The sequence below is a fragment of the Corynebacterium sp. HMSC065H09 genome (genome assembly GCF_001812845.1).
Taxonomy (GTDB): domain Bacteria; phylum Actinomycetota; class Actinomycetes; order Mycobacteriales; family Mycobacteriaceae; genus Corynebacterium; species Corynebacterium jeikeium_D.
In genome coordinates this window covers 123,025-140,872 of sequence record NZ_KV810573.1, presented here as the reverse complement: position 1 = coordinate 140,872, position 17,848 = coordinate 123,025, and the positions used below count along the sequence as shown (strand labels likewise).

Annotated in this window: 18 protein-coding genes; 6 read left to right on the top strand and 12 right to left on the bottom strand. The window is 59.2% G+C overall.

Going from position 1 to position 17,848, the window contains the following annotated elements; translation table 11 throughout:
* The first annotated feature begins 370 nt into the window (after window positions 1–370).
* Entirely contained in the window at window positions 371–844 is a 474-nt protein-coding gene (locus HMPREF2878_RS11405; protein WP_242458691.1) for a hypothetical protein, read from the top strand.
* Between the two features lie 55 nt (window positions 845–899).
* On the opposite strand, the gene HMPREF2878_RS00955 is transcribed toward HMPREF2878_RS11405, so the two are convergent.
* From HMPREF2878_RS00955 to HMPREF2878_RS00940, 4 genes are read right to left on the bottom strand one after another with little or no spacing between them, the layout of a single operon-like run.
* The gene (locus HMPREF2878_RS00955; protein WP_070652692.1) at window positions 900–1,586 is read right to left on the bottom strand and encodes a biliverdin-producing heme oxygenase; all 687 of its coding nucleotides are present in this window, start codon (window positions 1,584–1,586) and stop codon (window positions 900–902) included.
* On the bottom strand, window positions 1,579–2,403 hold the full coding sequence (locus HMPREF2878_RS00950) for a heme ABC transporter ATP-binding protein (protein WP_083310794.1): 825 nt from the start codon (window positions 2,401–2,403) through the stop codon (window positions 1,579–1,581). Before HMPREF2878_RS00950 ends, HMPREF2878_RS00955 begins: the two co-directional genes overlap by 8 nt.
* Entirely contained in the window at window positions 2,403–3,482 is a 1,080-nt protein-coding gene (locus HMPREF2878_RS00945; RefSeq protein WP_070652691.1) for a FecCD family ABC transporter permease, read from the bottom strand. The genes HMPREF2878_RS00950 and HMPREF2878_RS00945 overlap by 1 nt, the downstream gene beginning before the upstream one ends.
* A gap of 11 nt (window positions 3,483–3,493) precedes the next feature.
* Window positions 3,494–4,549, bottom strand: a complete 1,056-nt coding sequence (locus HMPREF2878_RS00940; RefSeq protein WP_070652690.1) for a heme/hemin ABC transporter substrate-binding protein — start codon at window positions 4,547–4,549, stop codon at window positions 3,494–3,496.
* A 203-nt stretch (window positions 4,550–4,752) separates the two neighbouring features.
* Between HMPREF2878_RS00940 and HMPREF2878_RS00935 the strand changes: the two genes are divergently transcribed.
* The 3 genes from HMPREF2878_RS00935 to HMPREF2878_RS00925 all read left to right on the top strand — a co-directional run bounded on the left by HMPREF2878_RS00935 (window position 4,753) and on the right by HMPREF2878_RS00925 (window position 7,420).
* Window positions 4,753–5,307 (top strand): neocarzinostatin apoprotein domain-containing protein, encoded by a 555-nt coding sequence (locus HMPREF2878_RS00935; RefSeq protein WP_016421806.1) that lies wholly within the window; start codon window positions 4,753–4,755, stop codon window positions 5,305–5,307.
* A 44-nt stretch (window positions 5,308–5,351) separates the two neighbouring features.
* On the top strand, window positions 5,352–6,536 hold the full coding sequence (locus HMPREF2878_RS00930) for an isocitrate/isopropylmalate dehydrogenase family protein (RefSeq protein ID WP_070652689.1): 1,185 nt from the start codon (window positions 5,352–5,354) through the stop codon (window positions 6,534–6,536).
* 119 nt (window positions 6,537–6,655) lie between these two features.
* On the top strand, window positions 6,656–7,420 hold the full coding sequence (locus HMPREF2878_RS00925) for an NYN domain-containing protein (RefSeq protein ID WP_070652688.1): 765 nt from the start codon (window positions 6,656–6,658) through the stop codon (window positions 7,418–7,420).
* Between the two features lie 3 nt (window positions 7,421–7,423).
* On the opposite strand, the gene HMPREF2878_RS00920 is transcribed toward HMPREF2878_RS00925, so the two are convergent.
* On the bottom strand, window positions 7,424–8,305 hold the full coding sequence (locus HMPREF2878_RS00920) for a VOC family protein (RefSeq protein ID WP_005510913.1): 882 nt from the start codon (window positions 8,303–8,305) through the stop codon (window positions 7,424–7,426).
* Window positions 8,306–8,308: 3 nt separating this feature from the next.
* Entirely contained in the window at window positions 8,309–8,602 is a 294-nt protein-coding gene (locus HMPREF2878_RS00915; RefSeq protein WP_005510922.1) for an RNA-binding S4 domain-containing protein, read from the bottom strand.
* Window positions 8,603–8,766: 164 nt separating this feature from the next.
* Here HMPREF2878_RS00915 and HMPREF2878_RS00910 point away from each other — a divergent pair, with 164 nt between their 5' ends.
* Together HMPREF2878_RS00910 and HMPREF2878_RS00905 are read left to right on the top strand one after the other, a co-directional pair.
* On the top strand, window positions 8,767–9,294 hold the full coding sequence (locus HMPREF2878_RS00910; protein WP_049193366.1) for an HPP family protein: 528 nt from the start codon (window positions 8,767–8,769) through the stop codon (window positions 9,292–9,294).
* 49 nt (window positions 9,295–9,343) lie between these two features.
* The gene (locus HMPREF2878_RS00905; RefSeq protein WP_246821876.1) at window positions 9,344–10,048 is read left to right on the top strand and encodes a NeuD/PglB/VioB family sugar acetyltransferase; all 705 of its coding nucleotides are present in this window, start codon (window positions 9,344–9,346) and stop codon (window positions 10,046–10,048) included.
* Here the strand turns inward: HMPREF2878_RS00905 and HMPREF2878_RS00900 are convergent.
* From HMPREF2878_RS00900 to HMPREF2878_RS00875, 6 genes are read right to left on the bottom strand one after another with little or no spacing between them, the layout of a single operon-like run.
* Window positions 10,032–10,682, bottom strand: coding sequence for a sugar transferase (locus tag HMPREF2878_RS00900; RefSeq protein ID WP_049172523.1), 651 nt, complete (start codon window positions 10,680–10,682; stop codon window positions 10,032–10,034). The two genes, HMPREF2878_RS00905 and HMPREF2878_RS00900, sit on opposite strands and share 17 nt — an antisense overlap.
* Before the next feature lie 10 nt (window positions 10,683–10,692).
* The gene (locus HMPREF2878_RS00895; RefSeq protein ID WP_070652687.1) at window positions 10,693–12,255 is read right to left on the bottom strand and encodes an O-antigen ligase family protein; all 1,563 of its coding nucleotides are present in this window, start codon (window positions 12,253–12,255) and stop codon (window positions 10,693–10,695) included.
* Window positions 12,252–13,430, bottom strand: a complete 1,179-nt coding sequence (locus tag HMPREF2878_RS00890; RefSeq protein ID WP_049172526.1) for a DegT/DnrJ/EryC1/StrS family aminotransferase — start codon at window positions 13,428–13,430, stop codon at window positions 12,252–12,254. The genes HMPREF2878_RS00895 and HMPREF2878_RS00890 overlap by 4 nt, the downstream gene beginning before the upstream one ends.
* On the bottom strand, window positions 13,430–14,620 hold the full coding sequence (locus tag HMPREF2878_RS00885) for a glycosyltransferase family 4 protein (protein WP_049172528.1): 1,191 nt from the start codon (window positions 14,618–14,620) through the stop codon (window positions 13,430–13,432). The genes HMPREF2878_RS00890 and HMPREF2878_RS00885 overlap by 1 nt, the downstream gene beginning before the upstream one ends.
* Window positions 14,621–14,623: 3 nt before the next feature.
* A complete protein-coding gene (locus HMPREF2878_RS00880) occupies window positions 14,624–15,868 on the bottom strand; it encodes a lipopolysaccharide biosynthesis protein (RefSeq protein ID WP_049172530.1) in 1,245 nt (414 codons plus the stop codon).
* Between the two features lie 9 nt (window positions 15,869–15,877).
* A complete protein-coding gene (locus HMPREF2878_RS00875; protein ID WP_070652686.1) occupies window positions 15,878–17,764 on the bottom strand; it encodes a polysaccharide biosynthesis protein in 1,887 nt (628 codons plus the stop codon).
* Window positions 17,765–17,848: the final 84 nt, after the last annotated feature.

The window sequence follows — 17,848 nt, the reverse complement described above, 5'->3', positions numbered from 1 at the left end:
CCGTCCTTGCCGCATTTTGCGGACAACATGCGTCTCCTAACATGCTTTACAGTTTTCCCAGTAATACAATAAAAGCCGTTAACCGTGTCCCCAGGGGATGGAACACCATTCGCTACGCGGGTTGGGCTCATCACAGGGGGAACACTTCCTCCTCGTGATTGGTACGTCCAGCATGTCGCATAACGAGTTCCCCAGCTCAGACCCCAACTACAATTCGAATCCTTCCACCGGTTCTTTCGGCCCCGTGTACCCGAACCAGGCACCTCAACCCCAACCACAGCCGCAGCCCCAATTCGCTGCGCAGCCGGCACCAACTTTCGCTTACACAGCCCCGGCGTATCCGCAGCAAAGATCAGGTACTTCCGGCGCAATGATTGCGCTCATTTCAGTGCTGGTCGTGGTCCTGCTGGGCCTGGTTGGCGCGGTACTTTATGTCACCCTGAGTAAAGATGACTCGGTAACTGCGGCCGACACACAGACGGCTGCCACTACACAGGCCGCTGCCGATGCTTCGAGCCAGCCCAACCCACCGGTCACACAGACTGAGACCGTGGTTGTTCAAGATTCGAGTGGCTCATCCGGTAATTCGGGCTCGTCTCGCTCATCGGGCCTGGCTGGCGGCAACCTCTCCAGCGCATGGAAGGGCACGTCCTCAACGAGCGATCCGTTCGTTCGAAATGTACACAGCGCCTACGTCCGCTACCGCAATTCCACTGGTGCGGAATCCGGCACCATCACGGCCTACAGCCCAACGACTGGCCTGACCTACAACATGTGGTGCCGTCCTGCTGGCGGCAACATCAAGTGCACGGGCGGCCGTAACGCAGTGGTGTACATCGGCTAATGCACACCCCCACAGCCACAGTCGCAACACTCCAGTCCGCGCCCTCCGCCGCAACCTACGCCACTGCGTCGTCCAGACCACCAGCTAGGTCATGGAAGATCGCTCGGTTGAGACGAAATGCCTTCTTCGCCTCGTCGACCACGGCATCTTTATCGGCATCCGAAATGCCCAGCTCAGACAGACTCCGTCGGTAGCCGTCGCGGTAGGGCTTAATTTTTCCGATAGCGGAGAAGTCATAGAATCGGGTTCCCTCCGCACCGATGCCGTAGTGCTTGGCCAGCATGGACGCAATTACCTGACCACCAGAAAGATCACCCAAGTAGCGAACGTAATGGTGCGCCAATGCGGCGTTGGCGTTGCCGTTGCTTTCGATTTCACGAAGCTCGGCCACGTAGTTCTTTGTCGCCTCCACAGGCGAGATCTTTTCCCGCCATCCAGGCCCCACCAAATGCTCAAGGTCGGCCTCCAGAGCCTCCAGGCGCTCCAGCTGCGCATCGTAGACCGCGCTGACCTGCGGCGACTCCGCAGTGGACCGCACTGCCTGCTCCAACGCTTCGTAAACAAAGTAGAGCTGACCAGTTAAATCGATGGCCGCCTGCGCGTCCAGTTCACCCGCCAGCAGTCTCGACATGAAGTCGGAGTTTTCCGCTTCACTGTGGACACCCGCAGTCTCCACTTTGAGTCGCTCTGCCAGGGGCTGAGCAGCCTGCTTGTCACCTTCTTTAATCGTGTTTTCAACCATGATTTTCTTCTTTCTCTGTGAGGTTCGGAGACTGGGGTGAGAGATTGTGGCCCGCACGCTGAGGCACCAGCACGGGGTTGCCCGCGGAGTCCTGAAGCACTTCCACACCGATGCCGTAGACTTCGCTGACGGTCTGTGCATCCAGGGTTTCCGCAGGCGGGCCTTGCTTTACGACGCGCCCCTGCGCCACCACCACAACGTGATCGGCATACGCCGCTGCGGCGGACAAATCGTGCAGGACCACGACCACGGCTTTGCCCGCCGCCGCGCGGGCGCGCATCATTCCCATGATTTTTTCGGCGTGGTGGAGGTCCAGGGCCGCGGTCGGTTCGTCGAGAAGCACGACGGGAGTGTCCTGGTAGAACACGCGGGCGCTGTGGACGCGGGCGCGCTCGCCGCCGGAGAGGGTCGGGACTTCCCGGTCAAGGAGGTGCGCGACGTCGCATTCAGTGATCACTTCCGCGAGCAGCTCCTCGTTCGGGCAGCCCCAGGGGTTGCGTCCGAAGTCGATGACTTCACGGCTGGTGAATGGCACGGACAGTTCTTGGCTCTGTACCAGGACGGCGCGGTAGCGGGCCAGGTCGGCGATGGAGAGCTCGGCAATGGAGTGCTCGCCAATCCGGACGTTGCCGCCGCTGAGCTCATGGTCGCCAGAAAGCGCTGCGAGCAGTGTCGACTTTCCAGCACCATTCGGGCCGACCAGCGCGGTGACTTTTCCGGGCTCGGCGACCACGGAAATATCGTTGAGGATGCGGTGACCACCCAGGGTGATGCTGACATTTTCGGCAGAAATACCCAGGCCAGAGTGAATTTCCATTAGTGCACCGCCCTCTTCGAACGCAGGAGCAGCCAGAAGAACAGTGGGCCACCGACAATCGAGGTGAGCATTCCCAGCGGCAGGTCCGCACCGGTGATCATGGTGCGGGCCGCGAGGTCGGCCAGCGTTGTGGCCAGCGCGCCGCCGAGGATGCATGCGGGAATCAGCGTGCGATGCGCTGGTCCCAGCAGCAGTCGTGCAGCGTGCGGCACGACCAGGCCGATGAAGACGATGATGCCGGAAAATGCCACTCCAGCCGCCACGACCAGGGACGTGCCAAAAATGATGGCGCGACGCAGCGTGACGACGTTAATACCCAGGTGGCGGGCTTGCGCTTCACCAAGACTCAGAATGTCCAGCTTGCGGTAGCTGACCCACATGGCAATCACGGCCGGAACTGTCACCAACGTAATAATGACAACCTGCGTCCAGGTGGCACTGGCAAACGAGCCCATCTGCCAGAACACAATGCGGTCGCGGGCAGCCGTGGAGGCTACGAATGTCAGGAGCGACACCAGACCACCGCAGATAGAGTTCACAGCCACACCGACCAGAATGATTCGGGCGATATCGCGGCCACCGTGCGCATTGGCGGCCACAATAGCCGTGGCCACCGCACCACCGATAAAAGCTGAGACCGCAATGGCCCAGCTGCTGGCGAAGACACTCAACACTCCGCCGAGCACTCCGAAAAGCCCGGCGGCGGTGCCCAAAACTGTGGCGGTGGCAGCACCGACGGCGGCGCCGGAGGAAACGCCGATGAGGCCGGGTTCGGCAAGCGGGTTGCCGAACACCGCTTGCAGCGCCACACCCGCGAGGGCTAGTCCCGCACCAACGAGGCAGGCCAGCGCGATGCGCGGCAATCGCACTTGCCACAGCACAGTATCGATGGGCTCTGGCGTGTCACCGAGACCGCCATTGAACACTAGCCTCACCATTGAGCTCAGTGATTCGCCGATGGTGGCGCCGAACTGCCCCACGGAGGCCGACCAACCTATTGCCAGCACCAGCGCTAGGGCGAGTCCAATGAAAACGGCCACCTGTCTGAACGGACTAGTTTTGTTCGCGGTTGTCTGCATTGCTCAGCCAGTCACTTCCCCGCAGTCTTGTCAGCACCGTAGAGAGCATCCGCAATGGCGCGAATCGCACGCGGCGACTGCGAGTCAAAGGACAGCAGCTGCGAATCGGGCACGTCCACAACGGACTCATTCTGGCCCGCCGGGGTCTGTGCGATACCCGGGATTTCCTTCAAGCCTTCAATCCCGCCGACGGACTCCAGGCCACCAGACATAACCAGGATGGTGTCTGGAGCCGCAGCAATCAGGGACTCCGGAGTAATCGGCGTGAACGCACCCTCAATACCCACGCCCTCACCGGCATCAACACCGCCGAGACGAGTGATCAGAGAACGCCCACCAGAATCCGGTCCCGCAATCATGGCCACACCGGTTCCGCGCACATACAGAATCATCATCTTGCGGCCATCGGCCTTGGCCTGCGCGTACTCGGTCGCAGCCGCCAGCTCCTTGTCCAGGTGCTCCTTCACCGGGCCAACTTGGTCAGCCAGGCCGACTGCGCCCGCGACTTCGTCGATAAGCGTGTTGATCGTCTCGGGAGTGCGCTCGTCCGACACATGGACGACGGTGATCCCCGCTTTTTCAAACGTGTCGAAGACACGGCTAGGGCCAATCGTGCCATCGGTAATGATGAGCTCCGGCTTTAGCTTCATCACCGACTCAGCATTGACTGCATGCCCGCCGATGGTGAGGTTCGGCAAATCCTTTACCGCCGGGAAATCGGAGGTGGAGTCGCGCCCCACCAGACGGTCTCCGAGGCCAAGCGTGTAGACCGCACGACTGAGTGCTCCCGCCCGGTCAAGCGTGAGAATACGCTGGTAGTCCTTGTCCGCCGCCGGTTTCGGGTCTTTCAGCAGCACTTCGGGGTTTTCCGAAGGCAGGTTCGCATGCGCGGCACCGTGAGCGGAAATGTTGTCGGCGCGCGGAACCGTCGTCACGCCAGCGCTTGACGACGATGCCCCCTCCCTCGCGGCATCATCGGAACCACAGGCGACTAGTCCTGCGACTAGGACAACACTCAGCAGTGTTCCGGCAAGACTGCGAACGCGACAGGCAGGCACGGTGAACATATTCCCCCTCTGTGAGCTGACGCTGCACGGAGATAGACGACAAAAAGAATGACTAAATAACGACTAACACTAGTAACAAAGAGCTTAGAAAGGACTTTGCTCTACTCACCCAAAGAATCTTAGGCTATCTTTTAGTTCTAGGTTAGCCTACCCTTAAATAAAGATAGTAATTTCTACAGTTTTTCGGAAGGACGTTACCTCCTATGACTACTCGTACACTCCAGCGTCGCGCGGCTTTCCTGGCTATTCCGGCCGTCGCCGCACTTCCACTTCTCGCCGCCTGTGGCGCAGATGACGCGTCCGATGCCGCGCAGGATGCTGCCAACGCCTCGGAAACCACCAGCTCGGCTGCAGATCAAGAAACCGACACCGACGCCAGCGCCGGCGAAGTAACCATGGAGGCCGAGCCGGTCAACGACCTCTCCGAGGGCGATGTCATCTCCGTCGACCTGTCTGGTCTCGACCCCGACTACGGCTACTACGCCGCACTCTGCGCCGCCGAGAAGGCTCCAGGCAACCCCGTCCCGGACTGCACCGGTGACCGCAGTGCCGGCACCCAGTCGCAGCAGTGGATTACCAAGAAGTCCGGCGGCACCACCACCATCGCCGACGACAACACCGCACACTTCGAGCTCAGCGTCGTCCCCACCGGCGAGGCCGTGGACTGCACCCAGCAGGACTGCGTGCTGAAGCTCTTCGGTGACCACAGCGAGGGCTTCGAGGACATCACCGAGATCCCGGTTACTTTCGCAAAGTAGCCAAACCGCACACGCGCAGGCGTCGCAGTCCTAGGCTAAGAGCCATGGAAACCGACCAGCCTGCGACTGCTTTAGAAGCGGCACCGCGCCGCATCACACTCCTGCCCGGCGACGGCATCGGCCCCGAAATCACCGATGCCTGCCGAGGACTCATCGCCGATGTCTTCCCGCACTGGGAGCTGACAGAGGCACAAATTGGCTGGTCCCAGTGGTGCGCGCACGGCAATCCCGTCCCGCAGGAAACTTGGGAAACACTCGGACGCAGCGACGCCGCTCTGCTCGCGGCGATTACCTCCAAGCCCGCTCGCGAGGCTGAGGAAGAACTAGCACCGCATCTGCGCGATACCGGCCTGACCTACCGCTCCCCTGTTCTCCAGCTGCGCCAGCGCCTCGACCTCTTCGCCAACATCCGCCCGGTCACCCTGCCCGGCGCGGCTGTCGACTTCACCATTGTCCGCGAAAACACCGAGGGTCTCTACAGTCACGACTATCTCCTCCCGCCTTACGACACCCCGACCGACTCCCCGCACCACCACCTGTGGGCAGAGGTGGCGGAGGACTCGACGGTGGCTCGCGCCGTCGATAAGCGTGGCGACGTTGCGATTTCTTTGCGCGTGACGACGTCCTTTGCGTGGCACCGCCTTGCGCGACAGGCGGCCAAGTTGGCTCTCGCGCGCCAGGCGGCAAACCCCGATTCGGAGGCCACGCCGACGGTGACGGTGGCGGACAAGCCGAATATCCTGCGGGACTCTGCGCGTGTGATTCGCGGGGCAGTTGAAGAAGTGGCGGAGGAGTATTCGCAGGTCGCATTCGATTTTGCCAATGCGGATGCCGTGGCAATGCAGCTGGTGACCGACCCGGCGCGCTTTGATGTCATCATCGCGGAAAACCTCATCGGCGACATTCTCAGTGACATCGGTGCCGGTTTGATTGGCGGGCTGGGGCTGGCGGCATCGGCGAATGTTGGCGACGACTTTGCGGTTTTCGAGCCGGTGCACGGTTCGGCACCGGACATTGCCGGGCGCGGCATCGCCAACCCGGCTGCGTTTTTGCTCTCTGCGGCAATGTGCGCGGAGCACCTTGGGCATCCGACCTCGGAACTTGCGCCCGCAGCCAAGCTGCGCGAGGCCGTCTTCGCCGCCAAGTGCACCGCGCCGACGCCAGACCTCGGCGGCACCGCGACTACCAGCGAGTTTGTGACTGCAGTGCGGGCGGAGCTGGGGTTGTAGGCATTGACTCGATTACGAAGCGCAATTAAAGTGGTTGCTATCAATCCCAGCCGTTGACCCTCCGCCGATAAGGAGAGCGCCGATGACTGGGATTACTCATAGGGGGAGGGCCAAGAAATATGAGTAGAAACAGATATAGTGCTGCGCGAGCTGTGCCTTTACGCGAGATCACTACAGCAGTGCTTGTTGATGGTGGCTTTTACCGCAAACGTGCGGCAACACTGTTTGGTCATAAGACCGCAGAGGATCGCGCTGATGAACTGGTCAAGTACTGCCATCGCCATATACGTGAATCGCGCGCTGGACTGTACCGAATCTTTTACTACGACTGCCCACCGTCACAGCGGGTTGTTTATCACCCATTGCTCCAGCAGCAAGTCAACCTTGGTAAAAGTGAACTTTTTACCTGGACCAATGACTTCTTCGCTGCATTGGCTAAAAAACGAAAGGTTGCGATTAGAAGAGGAGAGCCTCTTGAAACTCAAGGTGGGTACACCCTAAAAGAGGCTCCGCTCAAGAAGCTTTGCCGTGGCACTATCGATGTTTCACAGCTGACCGAAAATGATTTCACCCTTGATATTTCTCAGAAAGGAGTGGACATGCGAATCGGTCTCGACATCGCTTCTCTTGCTGAACAACGACATGTAAATCAAATCATCATGATTTCGGGCGACAGTGATTTCGTCCCTGCAGCCAAACATGCCCGCAGATCTGGGATAGATTTCATTCTCGACCCGATGTGGGCCCCGATTACCGATAGCCTTAGCGAACACATTGATGGCATTCGCGAGTGCGTAAGCAAACCACCCAAAAACGAAGACGATCCTTTACACGTTAACTACACCGGAAAACAGGACCCTGAGGACGACGAAGAAGAGCTCTAGCTCCTACTGGAACTGGCTGAGGTCAATGCCTTCCAGCGGGTCGGACTCGCGGATGTCCTCCTCCGGTGGCAGCGGCACCTCGCAGAGTACAACTGCCGCACCACACGGATCCTGCACAGTTGCCAGCGGGCCGAACTCGGTGGCCTGCGGGGCAACGAGCACGGAACCGCCCAGTTCCTCAGCCTTGGCGACAGCGGTGTCGATGTTCTCCACGCCAAGGTAGGCCAGCCAGCCAACGAAGCTCTTATCTGCCGCATCGGTCTGTGCAGCAACCGAGCTGGCTACCAAGCCAGCGAACGGCGCCCCGTCTTCCATCGCAACTGCGAAAGTGCCGTGCTCGTTCTTGTTGCGCACTGCGATTTCCCAGCCAAAGAAGTTGTGGTAGAAGTCCGCGACCTGCTCAAAGGTCTCCTCTGGGCCTGCGACCAGCTCGAACCACACCGGGGTGCCGGGCTCGCCCGCTGCAATGAAGGCCTGCTCACCCGGCTGTTCCAAAAGTCCAATGAGGCCACCGGCGGGGTCGGAAACGACGGCCATCGTGGATCCGTCGACAAGCGGGGTCGGTTCCTGGAAGACCTCGGCGCCGAGCTCACGCGCCTTCTCGACGGCACCAGCGGCGGAGTCGACATGGAAATTCACGCGCCACTGGTTGACGAAGGCATCCTCAGCGTCCTTATCGGCCTCAAGCAGCACCGACACCGGCATTCCGGACAGCATGGCAACGCGGCGACCAGCGGATGCCTCGCGGGCATCCTCATGGATTGGCGCGGTATTGCGATAAGCCCACCCAAGAACGCCGCGGTAGAAGCGCTCGGTCTTACGCGGTGCGGCGGAGAGCAAATCTACGCGCAGGGGCATGCCAAATTCGGCGGGAAATGCGGGCATGAGTTACAAGTTCCTCCACTTTTCAGGATCAAAGTCATCGTCGGCGGTGGCCTCATCAAAGTAGTCATCATCGACTTCATCGGCGGTGGCCACGCGTGCCGACATACCGGCAACAGAGACGACGTCCCCTGGACGCAGCACCTTGCCACGGCGAGTGTCGACCTCACCGTTCACGCTGACCTGGCCCTCGGCAATGAGTTCCTTGGCCAGACCGCCCGTTTCCACCAGGTTTGCCAACTTCAGGAATTGCCCGAGACGGATGGACTCATCCCGGATTGCGACATCGATAGGCTCCATGCCCTTAAGTGTGTCATATCCGGTGAAAATGGTCGGGGGTTGGTTCGGGTCTGGTTCGGGTTTGGAGGCTTGGGAGACCTGGGCGCCACCCCATTTAAACTTCTATTTCAATAAAAACCTCGAACCGCGACGCAGATGAGGCTGCACACCCTAACATCGTTCTCATGTCTAATTCACGGTCTCCGAAGTGGCCCCGAATCGCCAGCGAAGCGCCACCCCGCCCGCCGCTGCGCCATGTTATCGCCGCCTCGGTAGCCGTGAGCCTGCCGCTGATGACCCTGGCACTCATCTCAACTTCTGTCTCTGACCTGCTATTTTTGCCTCCTATTGGCGCTGCCATGGCACTTATCGTCGGCGCACCGAACTTACCCCTGGCTCAGCCACGAAATGTCGTGGTCGGACACCTCATCGGCTGCACGACTGGCATCGCAACTCTGCACATGTTGGGTTCGACCATCATTGCTGCAGCGGTTGCCGCCGGCGTTGCCTTCGCGCTCATGCTTCTTGCTCGCGCGGCTCACTCCCCTGCCACCGCTACCGCTATGGTCACCGTGCTGATGCCACACGGCCATGGGCTTGCCAACGACTTCCGCTTCATAGGCTTCATTTTCGCTTCGTCAATCATGATCGTGGTGCTTGGCATCCTCGCAAATCGACTGCGCGGCCTTCGGTATCCCACCTACTGGTGGTAGGTGAATTCGCAGTCACGCACTCCGGCTAAATACGGCTATCAGTGGGATAATGACACTCATGCCAAAGCAGTGGATTAACAACACGACGACCGAAAAGATTGTCATCGTCGGCGCTGGTGGTTTTGGCCGAAACGTGGTCAGCTTCATCAAGGACATCAACGACTACGCAGCAGCCAACGGCCTACCACCGCAGTGGGAAATCCTAGGCATTATTGATGATGGCACCCCAGATATGACCTTTTTCCACAAAATGGGCGTGCAACTCTTGGGCAAAACCGAAATCCTCGCGGACTTGCCCGAGGGGGTCTACTACACAGTCGCAATCGGCAGCGGCGCAGCTCGACGTTCGATTGCGCAACGCGCAGATACCGAAGGGCTCGTGCCTGCGACTCTGGTCCACCCAGACACCAGCATCGGCGCGCTGGTCACGCTCGGCGAGGGCACCGTCATCTGCCCCGGAGCGCGCCTGACCTGCAATATTGAGGTAGGCAAGCACGCCCAAATCAATATGAATGTCACGATTGGCCACGATGCGGTGCTGCGGGACTACTGCACAATCTTCCCGCTCAATGCCGTGTCGGGCTTTGTCACGCTTGGCGAAGCCTGCACCCTAGGCGCCAACTCCGTAATCAACCCCGGCCTCACCGTTGGCGAGGGAGCGTACATCGGATCCGGAGCCGCAGTTACTAGCGATGTCGATGACTACACCGTTGTCGCCGGTGTTCCTGCAAGTGTGATTAAGAACCTGCGCTAGCCGAGACGTCCTTCTCCGACGAACCGGTGAACTCGGTCATAGTCACTTGCCCCTCTTCCGAGATCCCTTCACGCTTGAGCACCACCAAGATCGTGTCAAGCAGAATCTTTGCATCGAGCAGTAGCGACCAATTATCCACGTACTGCACGTCGTACTCGAAACGTTCTTCCCAGGTGATGCCATTGCGGCCCGAGACCTGGGCAAGCCCCGTAATCCCCGGTGGCACCTCATGGCGGCGTGCTTGGCGCGGCGAATAGCGCTCTAGGTACTTCATGCGCAGCGGACGTGGGCCAACGAGGCTCATGTCTCCACGCAGGACGTTAAAGAGCTCCGGGAGCTCGTCCAAGCTTGTCGAACGCAGGAATTTTCCCACCTCGGTGAGGCGGGACGCATCGTCGACAAGCCCCTTTGCCGGATTGACGTGGTGCATCGTCCGAAACTTGAGGATATTAAACGGCTCACCATCCTGGCCCGGGCGTTCCTGGCGGAATAGGACTGGCTTCCCCATGGAAAGTCGCACTGCCAGCGCCGTAGCGCCCATAACTGGCGACAGCACAATCAGACCTGCTGCAGATGCCGCGATGTCGACGCCACGCTTAATTACGCGTTGCGCGCGGATGCTCGGTGAATCCATTGGTCATCTCCTACTTTTCGTTGAACATTTCGCGCAGAATATTTTCGGCACGCGCATCGACTTCCGCATTAGAACGGTTCCTGACCAGCCAACCAACCGCACCCACTACACCGGCCGCGGCAAACGACGCTGCCGCAACGCGCAGCTTCCTGTTGTCATTCTTGTTGTCAGGCGCACTTTGCTTGACGACGGCCACCGCTGGCTCCGGCTCCGGCACAACCGGCCCCGCGGTATCGGTGACCATGACTGGTTCGGGCTCGGCTGCGGGTTCTGGTTGCGGCTGCTCATCCAGCTCTGGTTCTGCCGATGCTGCGTCCTTGCGCCGTAGGCTCAGCATTGTAAATGCTGCTGCAAAGCCAAATAGCCATAGCGAACGGGAATCGTAGTAGTAGCCGGAAAAAACCTGTGCCACAAGAACCGCTAACGCCACAGCTGCGGTCAGACCAGCTTGAAGAAACTTGAATAGGTGGCGACAGGCGATTGCCAGCACAACCAGCACAATCACAAACAGGCCGATACCTATGACACCCGCTTCAGACCCGACTGTGTAGAAGATATTGTGCGGATGCTCCAGTGGACGTGAAGACCTCGGTGTCGACAGCACAACGAAGCTATGCAGGCCTCCACCAAAGATGCGGTGTTCACCCATGATTCGGAAAGCTTCATCATGGAGATAACCGCGTCCGGAATCATGTTCTTTTTCGAAGGTCAACTGGATAAAGCGCGTCTTAAAGTATTCTTCAATCTCGGTACCTGCGATGAACCGCGAGTATCCATACGCGACCGCTGCGGCGACTGCGACGTAAAAAACAGTCGCCCACTTCCAACCCCAGTGAAAAAACACAGCTATTGCGGTAAAGAGGACTACCATGGTGGTAGCAACCAGTACACCGCGGCTTCCCGACGCAACGAGACCGTAAGCAAATGGTGCAGCAAACAAGAGAACTGCCCACATGAACTTACGCCACAGCATGAAAAACACAGCTGCCGCGATGCCGTACAGCATGAAACGGGCAAAGACATTCGGTCCACCGCCGAACGCCGTCATGCGCCCGACATATTTCGGACCAGTAATGCCACCGTAGAGAAAAATAAGCGAGCAAATGGCTACTGCTAACCACAGCCATACCAGTGCCTGAGGATGCAAATAGAACAGTATTGCTGACATCGTGGCGATGAGCCCAAGCGTTATCAACGCAGTAACGACAGGAGCAACTTCGGCAGCTTCGGGGGCCCACAGTCCGGACAGCATCATCCAGAACAACCAGGCATAGAAAGCCACTAATGCCCACACGGCCATCGGCCACTGCTTTACATTGCCAGCGCCTTTCATCGCATTCAGCCAACTCTGGCGCTGCGCTTCTGGGGTGCCGATGGCTGTAAGGATTGCAACGATTACCAAAATCGGCAATGCAAGAGAGAGATTAGGAAGCGCCGAAGAGACGTCCTTCATCGTCGTGTCGCCAACGTAGAGGACACCAGCAAACATTCCCGCGGCCACCACAATAAACAGCGACTGCAGTATTGGTTTTCGCTGTTTTACAGTTTCTCCTGCTACCTCTGTAGAAGTCATCCCAGCACTTCCTTCAAAACACCTATCACCCGCGCGACGTCATCATCATCCAGCGCCGGACCACTAGGAAGAGTAATGCCACGGGAGAAAAGATTCTCAGCGGTGCCGTTGATGCTGGCTCGTGCGTCCTCGTATACCGGCTGCAGGTGCATCGGCTTCCACAGGTGACGAGCCTCAATGCTGGCCTCACCAAGTGCTGCAATCACGCTGTCCGGGGTCAGCACGCCCTTATCGACGGCCTCCTGCGGCAGCACAATTGAGGTCAGCCAGCAGTTCTCGGTGAAACGCTCGTCGGAGTCAGAGAGCAAGCGGGTACCTTTACCAGGGGCATCGTCGTCAAGCGAGGCGAGCAGATCGATGTACGCATCGCGAATCTGGCGGCGGCGAGCAATCATGCCGTCCAGACGCGAGTGCTGCGCCCGCCCCAGTGCGGCAAGGAGATTGGAAAGTCGGTAGTTGTAGCCGATTTCGGTGTGTTCGTACCAAGCGACGGGCTGACGCGCCTGGGTGGACAGGTAGCGCGCGCGAGCGATGAGATCGGCATCATCGGACAGCAGCATGCCACCGCCGGAGGTGGTCATGATTTTGTTGCCGTTGAAAGACAGCGCGGCGGCACGGCCGAAACTGCCGGCCGGCTGACCATCGACACTGGCACCGAGCGCCTCGGCGGCGTCCTCGATGAGCGCGATGCCGAGTTCTTCCAGGCGTGGCGCGAAGGCCGGGTAATCGGCGCAGCGGCCAAAGAGGTCCACAATCATCACGGCGGGAACGCTCTTGCCCTCGGTGAGCAGCTCATCGACGGTGCGGAGCAGCAGCTCAGGGTCGATGTTTCCGTCCTCTGCCGCATCGACAAACACCGGCGTAGCGCCAACGTAAGCGATGGCGTTGGTCGTGGCCGCGAAGGTCATGGTGGAAACCGGAATGTAGTCACCTTCACCGATCCCCAGCGCGAGCAGCGCCAAGTGCAGGCCAGCGGTGCCGGAAGACAGCGCGAGCGCGTGCTCAACACCGCAGCGCTTGGCAATCTCCGCTTCAAACGCGTCTACCTCGGGTCCCAACGGAGCCACCCAACCAGAGTGGAGTGCGCGAACGACAGCCTGTTCTTCTGCTTCGGTGACTGTCGCGAGCGAAAGAAAGATCCGCTCATTGGGCTTGTTAGCGTCAGCGTTAGTCATTACTTCTGCACCTTTCGGACGCGGTTGAGTACCTCGATGAGCTGGGAGTACAGGCTGTCACGAGCAAAACGCTTCTCACCCAGTTCGCGGTTTCGCTGTCCCGCTGCGCGCATCTCATCGCGGTCGGAGATGATCTCAGCGAATCGCTTGGCCGCAGTCGGAATATCGCGCGAGAGACGCCAGCCGGCATCGTGCTCGGTTGCGGCTTCCTCCAGCCAGCCACCGTGGTTGAACACCACCGGACGCGATGCGGCCATGGCATCGAAGACCTTGTTCAGGGAATTGCCCTCCAGGCAGGGGTCATCACGCAGCGGCGATAGCGCGATATCGGCGGCAGACACGTACTTGGCGACATCTTCCTTCGGCTGACGGCCGAGGAACATCGCATCGGCATCGAGGCCAGCGTTCTCAGCGCGCTGGTACAACGCATCCGAGTCGCTTCCCTGCCCCAGCAGGACAAAGCGCACATTCTCCACGCCATCACGACGCAGCTGCGCCGCCAAATCCACAAGCCACTCCAGCTGGTAGGACATGCCAAAACCACCAGCGTAGACCGCCACCACGTCATCGCCCCAGCCCTGCTCCTTACGGAAAGCTGCACGCTGCTCGACCGGGACATCAAAACGCTCAAAGTCCGACGCATTCGGAATGACAGTCACGCACTTCTTCGGAGCTACCTCTTTGACGCCATCGGCCATCGACGGCGACAGCGCCACGACCTCGCTCGATGCCGCATAAAATGCCTTCTCCAGTTGCTTGGCCAGGAAAATCGCCACCGGATTATTGAGGTAGCCCAACTTGATTGGCACCTCTGGCCACAGGTCACGGATCTCCGCCACCAACGGCGCACGCTGGGTAAACTTCGCCACAATTCCCGGAACCGCCACAGTCAGCGGAGTCGAGGACGCGTAAATCACGTCGGCAGGCACACGGGCAGCAACCGCGGAGGCGCGCACCAGGAAGTTGAAGAAACTGACGATGCGCTCGCGCTTCGACATTTCATTGCGGTACGGAATCGCTAAACGACGCACGTGGATGCCATCGACCGTTTTATCCATGGCCTCATCGCGACCACAGATCATTGTCACCTCGTGGCCTGCAGCGGCCATTCGGCGGGCAAACTCGTAGGGTCGGGAACCACCCGGCTCACCGGGGAGAACAAAGTGCTGGTGGATATAAGTGATTCGCATTGTTTAGCTTTCCTCGATTACGTCGACGGGAAGTTCTTCGTTGGTGGTTGATGGATTTTTCGGGCCTCTGCTCGGCTGCATCAACGCCACTGCGGCAACAACGGCTGCTGCAAAGTAGACAACTGCGCTGGTCCACGCGAGACCGAGGGCGTCTCCGAGAAGAATGCCAATCGGGTAACAAATGACAGCGATAACGGCGGAAATGAGCTCCACTCGGCCAATTCGACGGGGATTGTCGCTGCCGAGAATTTCACCGCACAGGTGTCGGTAGCAGCCGAGCACCACGGCCGCGATAGTCAGTGGCAGCACCAACTCCCGAGCAGGCTCAAACTCATGGCCGAATACCGGCACGATGAGGAAGTAGAGTGCCATACCACCGAGCGCACCAAGCGCGCCGTACGCTGCAGTGACTATGCCAAGGTGTCGGAGCACACGAGACGGGGTGAGTTCGCGCCCCCTCTGGTCGCTGGTGCGCTGATCGGCGACTGACTGCGCGATCCAATACAGCGGTTCCGTCGCCGTCGCCACGACTACGAAAAGACCTAACGACGCCGGCGAGGCCAGCGCCGGCAGTAAAACGCGCCCCAAGCGTGTCGTCGTCAGCGGCCCCAGCCCCGATGCGATGAATGGGGCATTTGTTCGAGCCGTCTCTACCACTCCGCCAACACGAGAATCGGTGTGTTTGCGTGACTTCGCTAGCGACCAGATTGCCAGTGGCAGTGCCGGGAAGATATAGGCCGCAGCCCACCAGCGCCAGTCTTCGACTCCGGCGACATATAGTGCAGCGCTAATCAGCAGTACTGAGCCCTGGAAGCCGACGAATACTGCGACGAAGAAGGACACTCGATGGCGGCTGATAGCCATCGCACGAACCATGGAAAATGACACGGTAACCAAGGCGACGACGCCGGCCATTGCCGTCCACGGTCCGTAGACGACTCCTGCGATGGCGCAGGCAATCAGAGCGACCACGGTCATGGCGTAACCACTCGGAATGAGACCGTGGTCGTAATCATCGCGGCGCAGCAAAAGCCGATCGGCCCCAAAGCCGACGAATGGCGCCACAATATAGGCGAACTGCAAAACGGTAGCGACCTCGCCTCGACCGGCGGGCCCCAGCACTCGCGCGGAAAGAATACTGACCACAAAGGCGACGACTGCGGCGAGCGCTGAAGCTGCCGAAATCGTCGCAACTGTTCGAACTCTTTGCGCCAGCTGCCCGGAGTTAGAGGAGCTGGTAGTTGTCACGGTGGGGAGTCATCCTAACTTTTTTGCTTTCGCACTAACGGTTGCAAGTGATTGTGCACCGGTGGGATGCGCCTCAATACTGCTTTGCGCCCCACCGTGCTCTGCAAGCCAACGACGTGCAGCATCGTGATTATGTGTGCACGGGAGAATCCGCGAATTCAGCCGTTCCGGCTCAACACGTACCTCAGTGATTAGCGGATGACGATCACCGATCTTGGGAACCTCGCGGTCATCAACCAAATCCTCGGAGATCTTCTCACCGTCACGAAGACCCGTGTAGACAATCTCTACGTCTGCGTCATGGAGCCTGATCAGGTTCTCCGCCAGCTCAGCAATCTTGACCGGCTTACCCATCTCCAGCACCAGAGTCTCACCGGATTCTGCAATAACGGTAGCCTGCAGCACCAGCTGCGATGCCTCCGGAATGGTCATGAAGTAGCGCTGAACGTCAGGATGCGTCACCGTCACCGGGCCGCCCTCTTCAATCTGACGCTGGAAAGTCGTAATGACCGAGCCGCGCGAGCCAAACACGTTACCGAAGCGGACAGATGCCCAGACACCTTCGTGAGTTTTCCCCATGTGCGCAGTCAGACGTTCCGCAGCGCGCTTGGATTCACCCAGAATCGAGGCCGGGTTCGCAGCCTTGTCCGTGGAAATATTAATAACGGTTGAAACGTTGGCCGCAGCCGCTGCATCCAGGACGTTCTGAGTTCCGATGACATTGGTTTGCACTGCTTCTGCGGGATAGCTCTCCAGCAGCGGCAGGTGCTTGAGAGCTGCAGCATGGTAGACAACATCGGGCTTGCGCTCGGTGAAGATCTGCGTCAGCATTTCCGCGTCACGGATATCAGCCAGGACGGTATCGGAGCCGTCGAGAAGCGCCGAACCCGTCAGCGACAGCTGCGTGGCATGCAAGCCGCCCTCATCGCGATCCAGCATGATCAGTTCTGCCGGCTCAAAGCGGTGAACCTGTCGGCAGATTTCGGAACCGATAGAACCTCCAGCGCCGGTGACCAGCACCTTCTTACCGCGGATTATGGAAGCGACCTTGGATTCATCCAGGTGCAGAGGCTGACGGCCAATGAGGTCGGCGATGTTAATTTCGCGCACCTGCGAGGTAGCGACAGCACCACGGTGGCGCGAGTACTCTTCCACCGGCGGCAGAATGAGCAGGCGCAGGGACGATTCCTCACAAATGTGGTTGAGGACGTTGATGCACTCAGTGGACAGTGGCTCATCAGCAGCAATGATGACCGACTGCGCCGAAGTGCGCGATGCGAGCTCACCCAGCTGATCAATTCCACGAATCACGCGGAGACCATGGATACGAGAAATATGGCTCTCGCTGCTTTCTTTGGGATCGACGATTCCAACCAGGTGGAAGCGGTTCTCACGGGAGATACCGGAATCCGTAAGACTGTTAATAAAGAACTTGGCGCGACGGCCTGCACCGAGAACAATCAAGCGATCATCCGTCTGACGGGAGCCAAAGTTGTTGGTAATCCAGCGAGCGAGAGTGCGGGTATAGATACTTGCCAAAGTTGCGACACAGCCACCGGCGAACGGAACGTACCACGCAATTTCCGGGAAGGTCTTCAGGATTTGAGCCAACCCAGTGGCTGCGGTAGCGCCGCCCATGCTGATGCTCAGCAGAACAATATCTTCAGTTCGACTGCCGGGCCATACGCGTTGCGGGTTGGTGTACTCCCCGAGCAGCAGGCCGAGCAGGACGATGACGGCCACGGTGACAGCGACAACCAAAAAATTAGTGCCTGATATTTCAGAGAAAGATACCAATTCACCGCGGACGATTCCGTTAGCGGCGGACAGCGCAATCAGCCAGGCGAGTACGTCAAATATGCACCAGGCGAGCTGCTTCCAGTCTCGGATAAACATTCTTATGCCTTTTACTGCTGGTTAAATTTTCTTACGCACAATGCGTTCCACAGGCTTGGCATACTATGCGATATGAACTACATT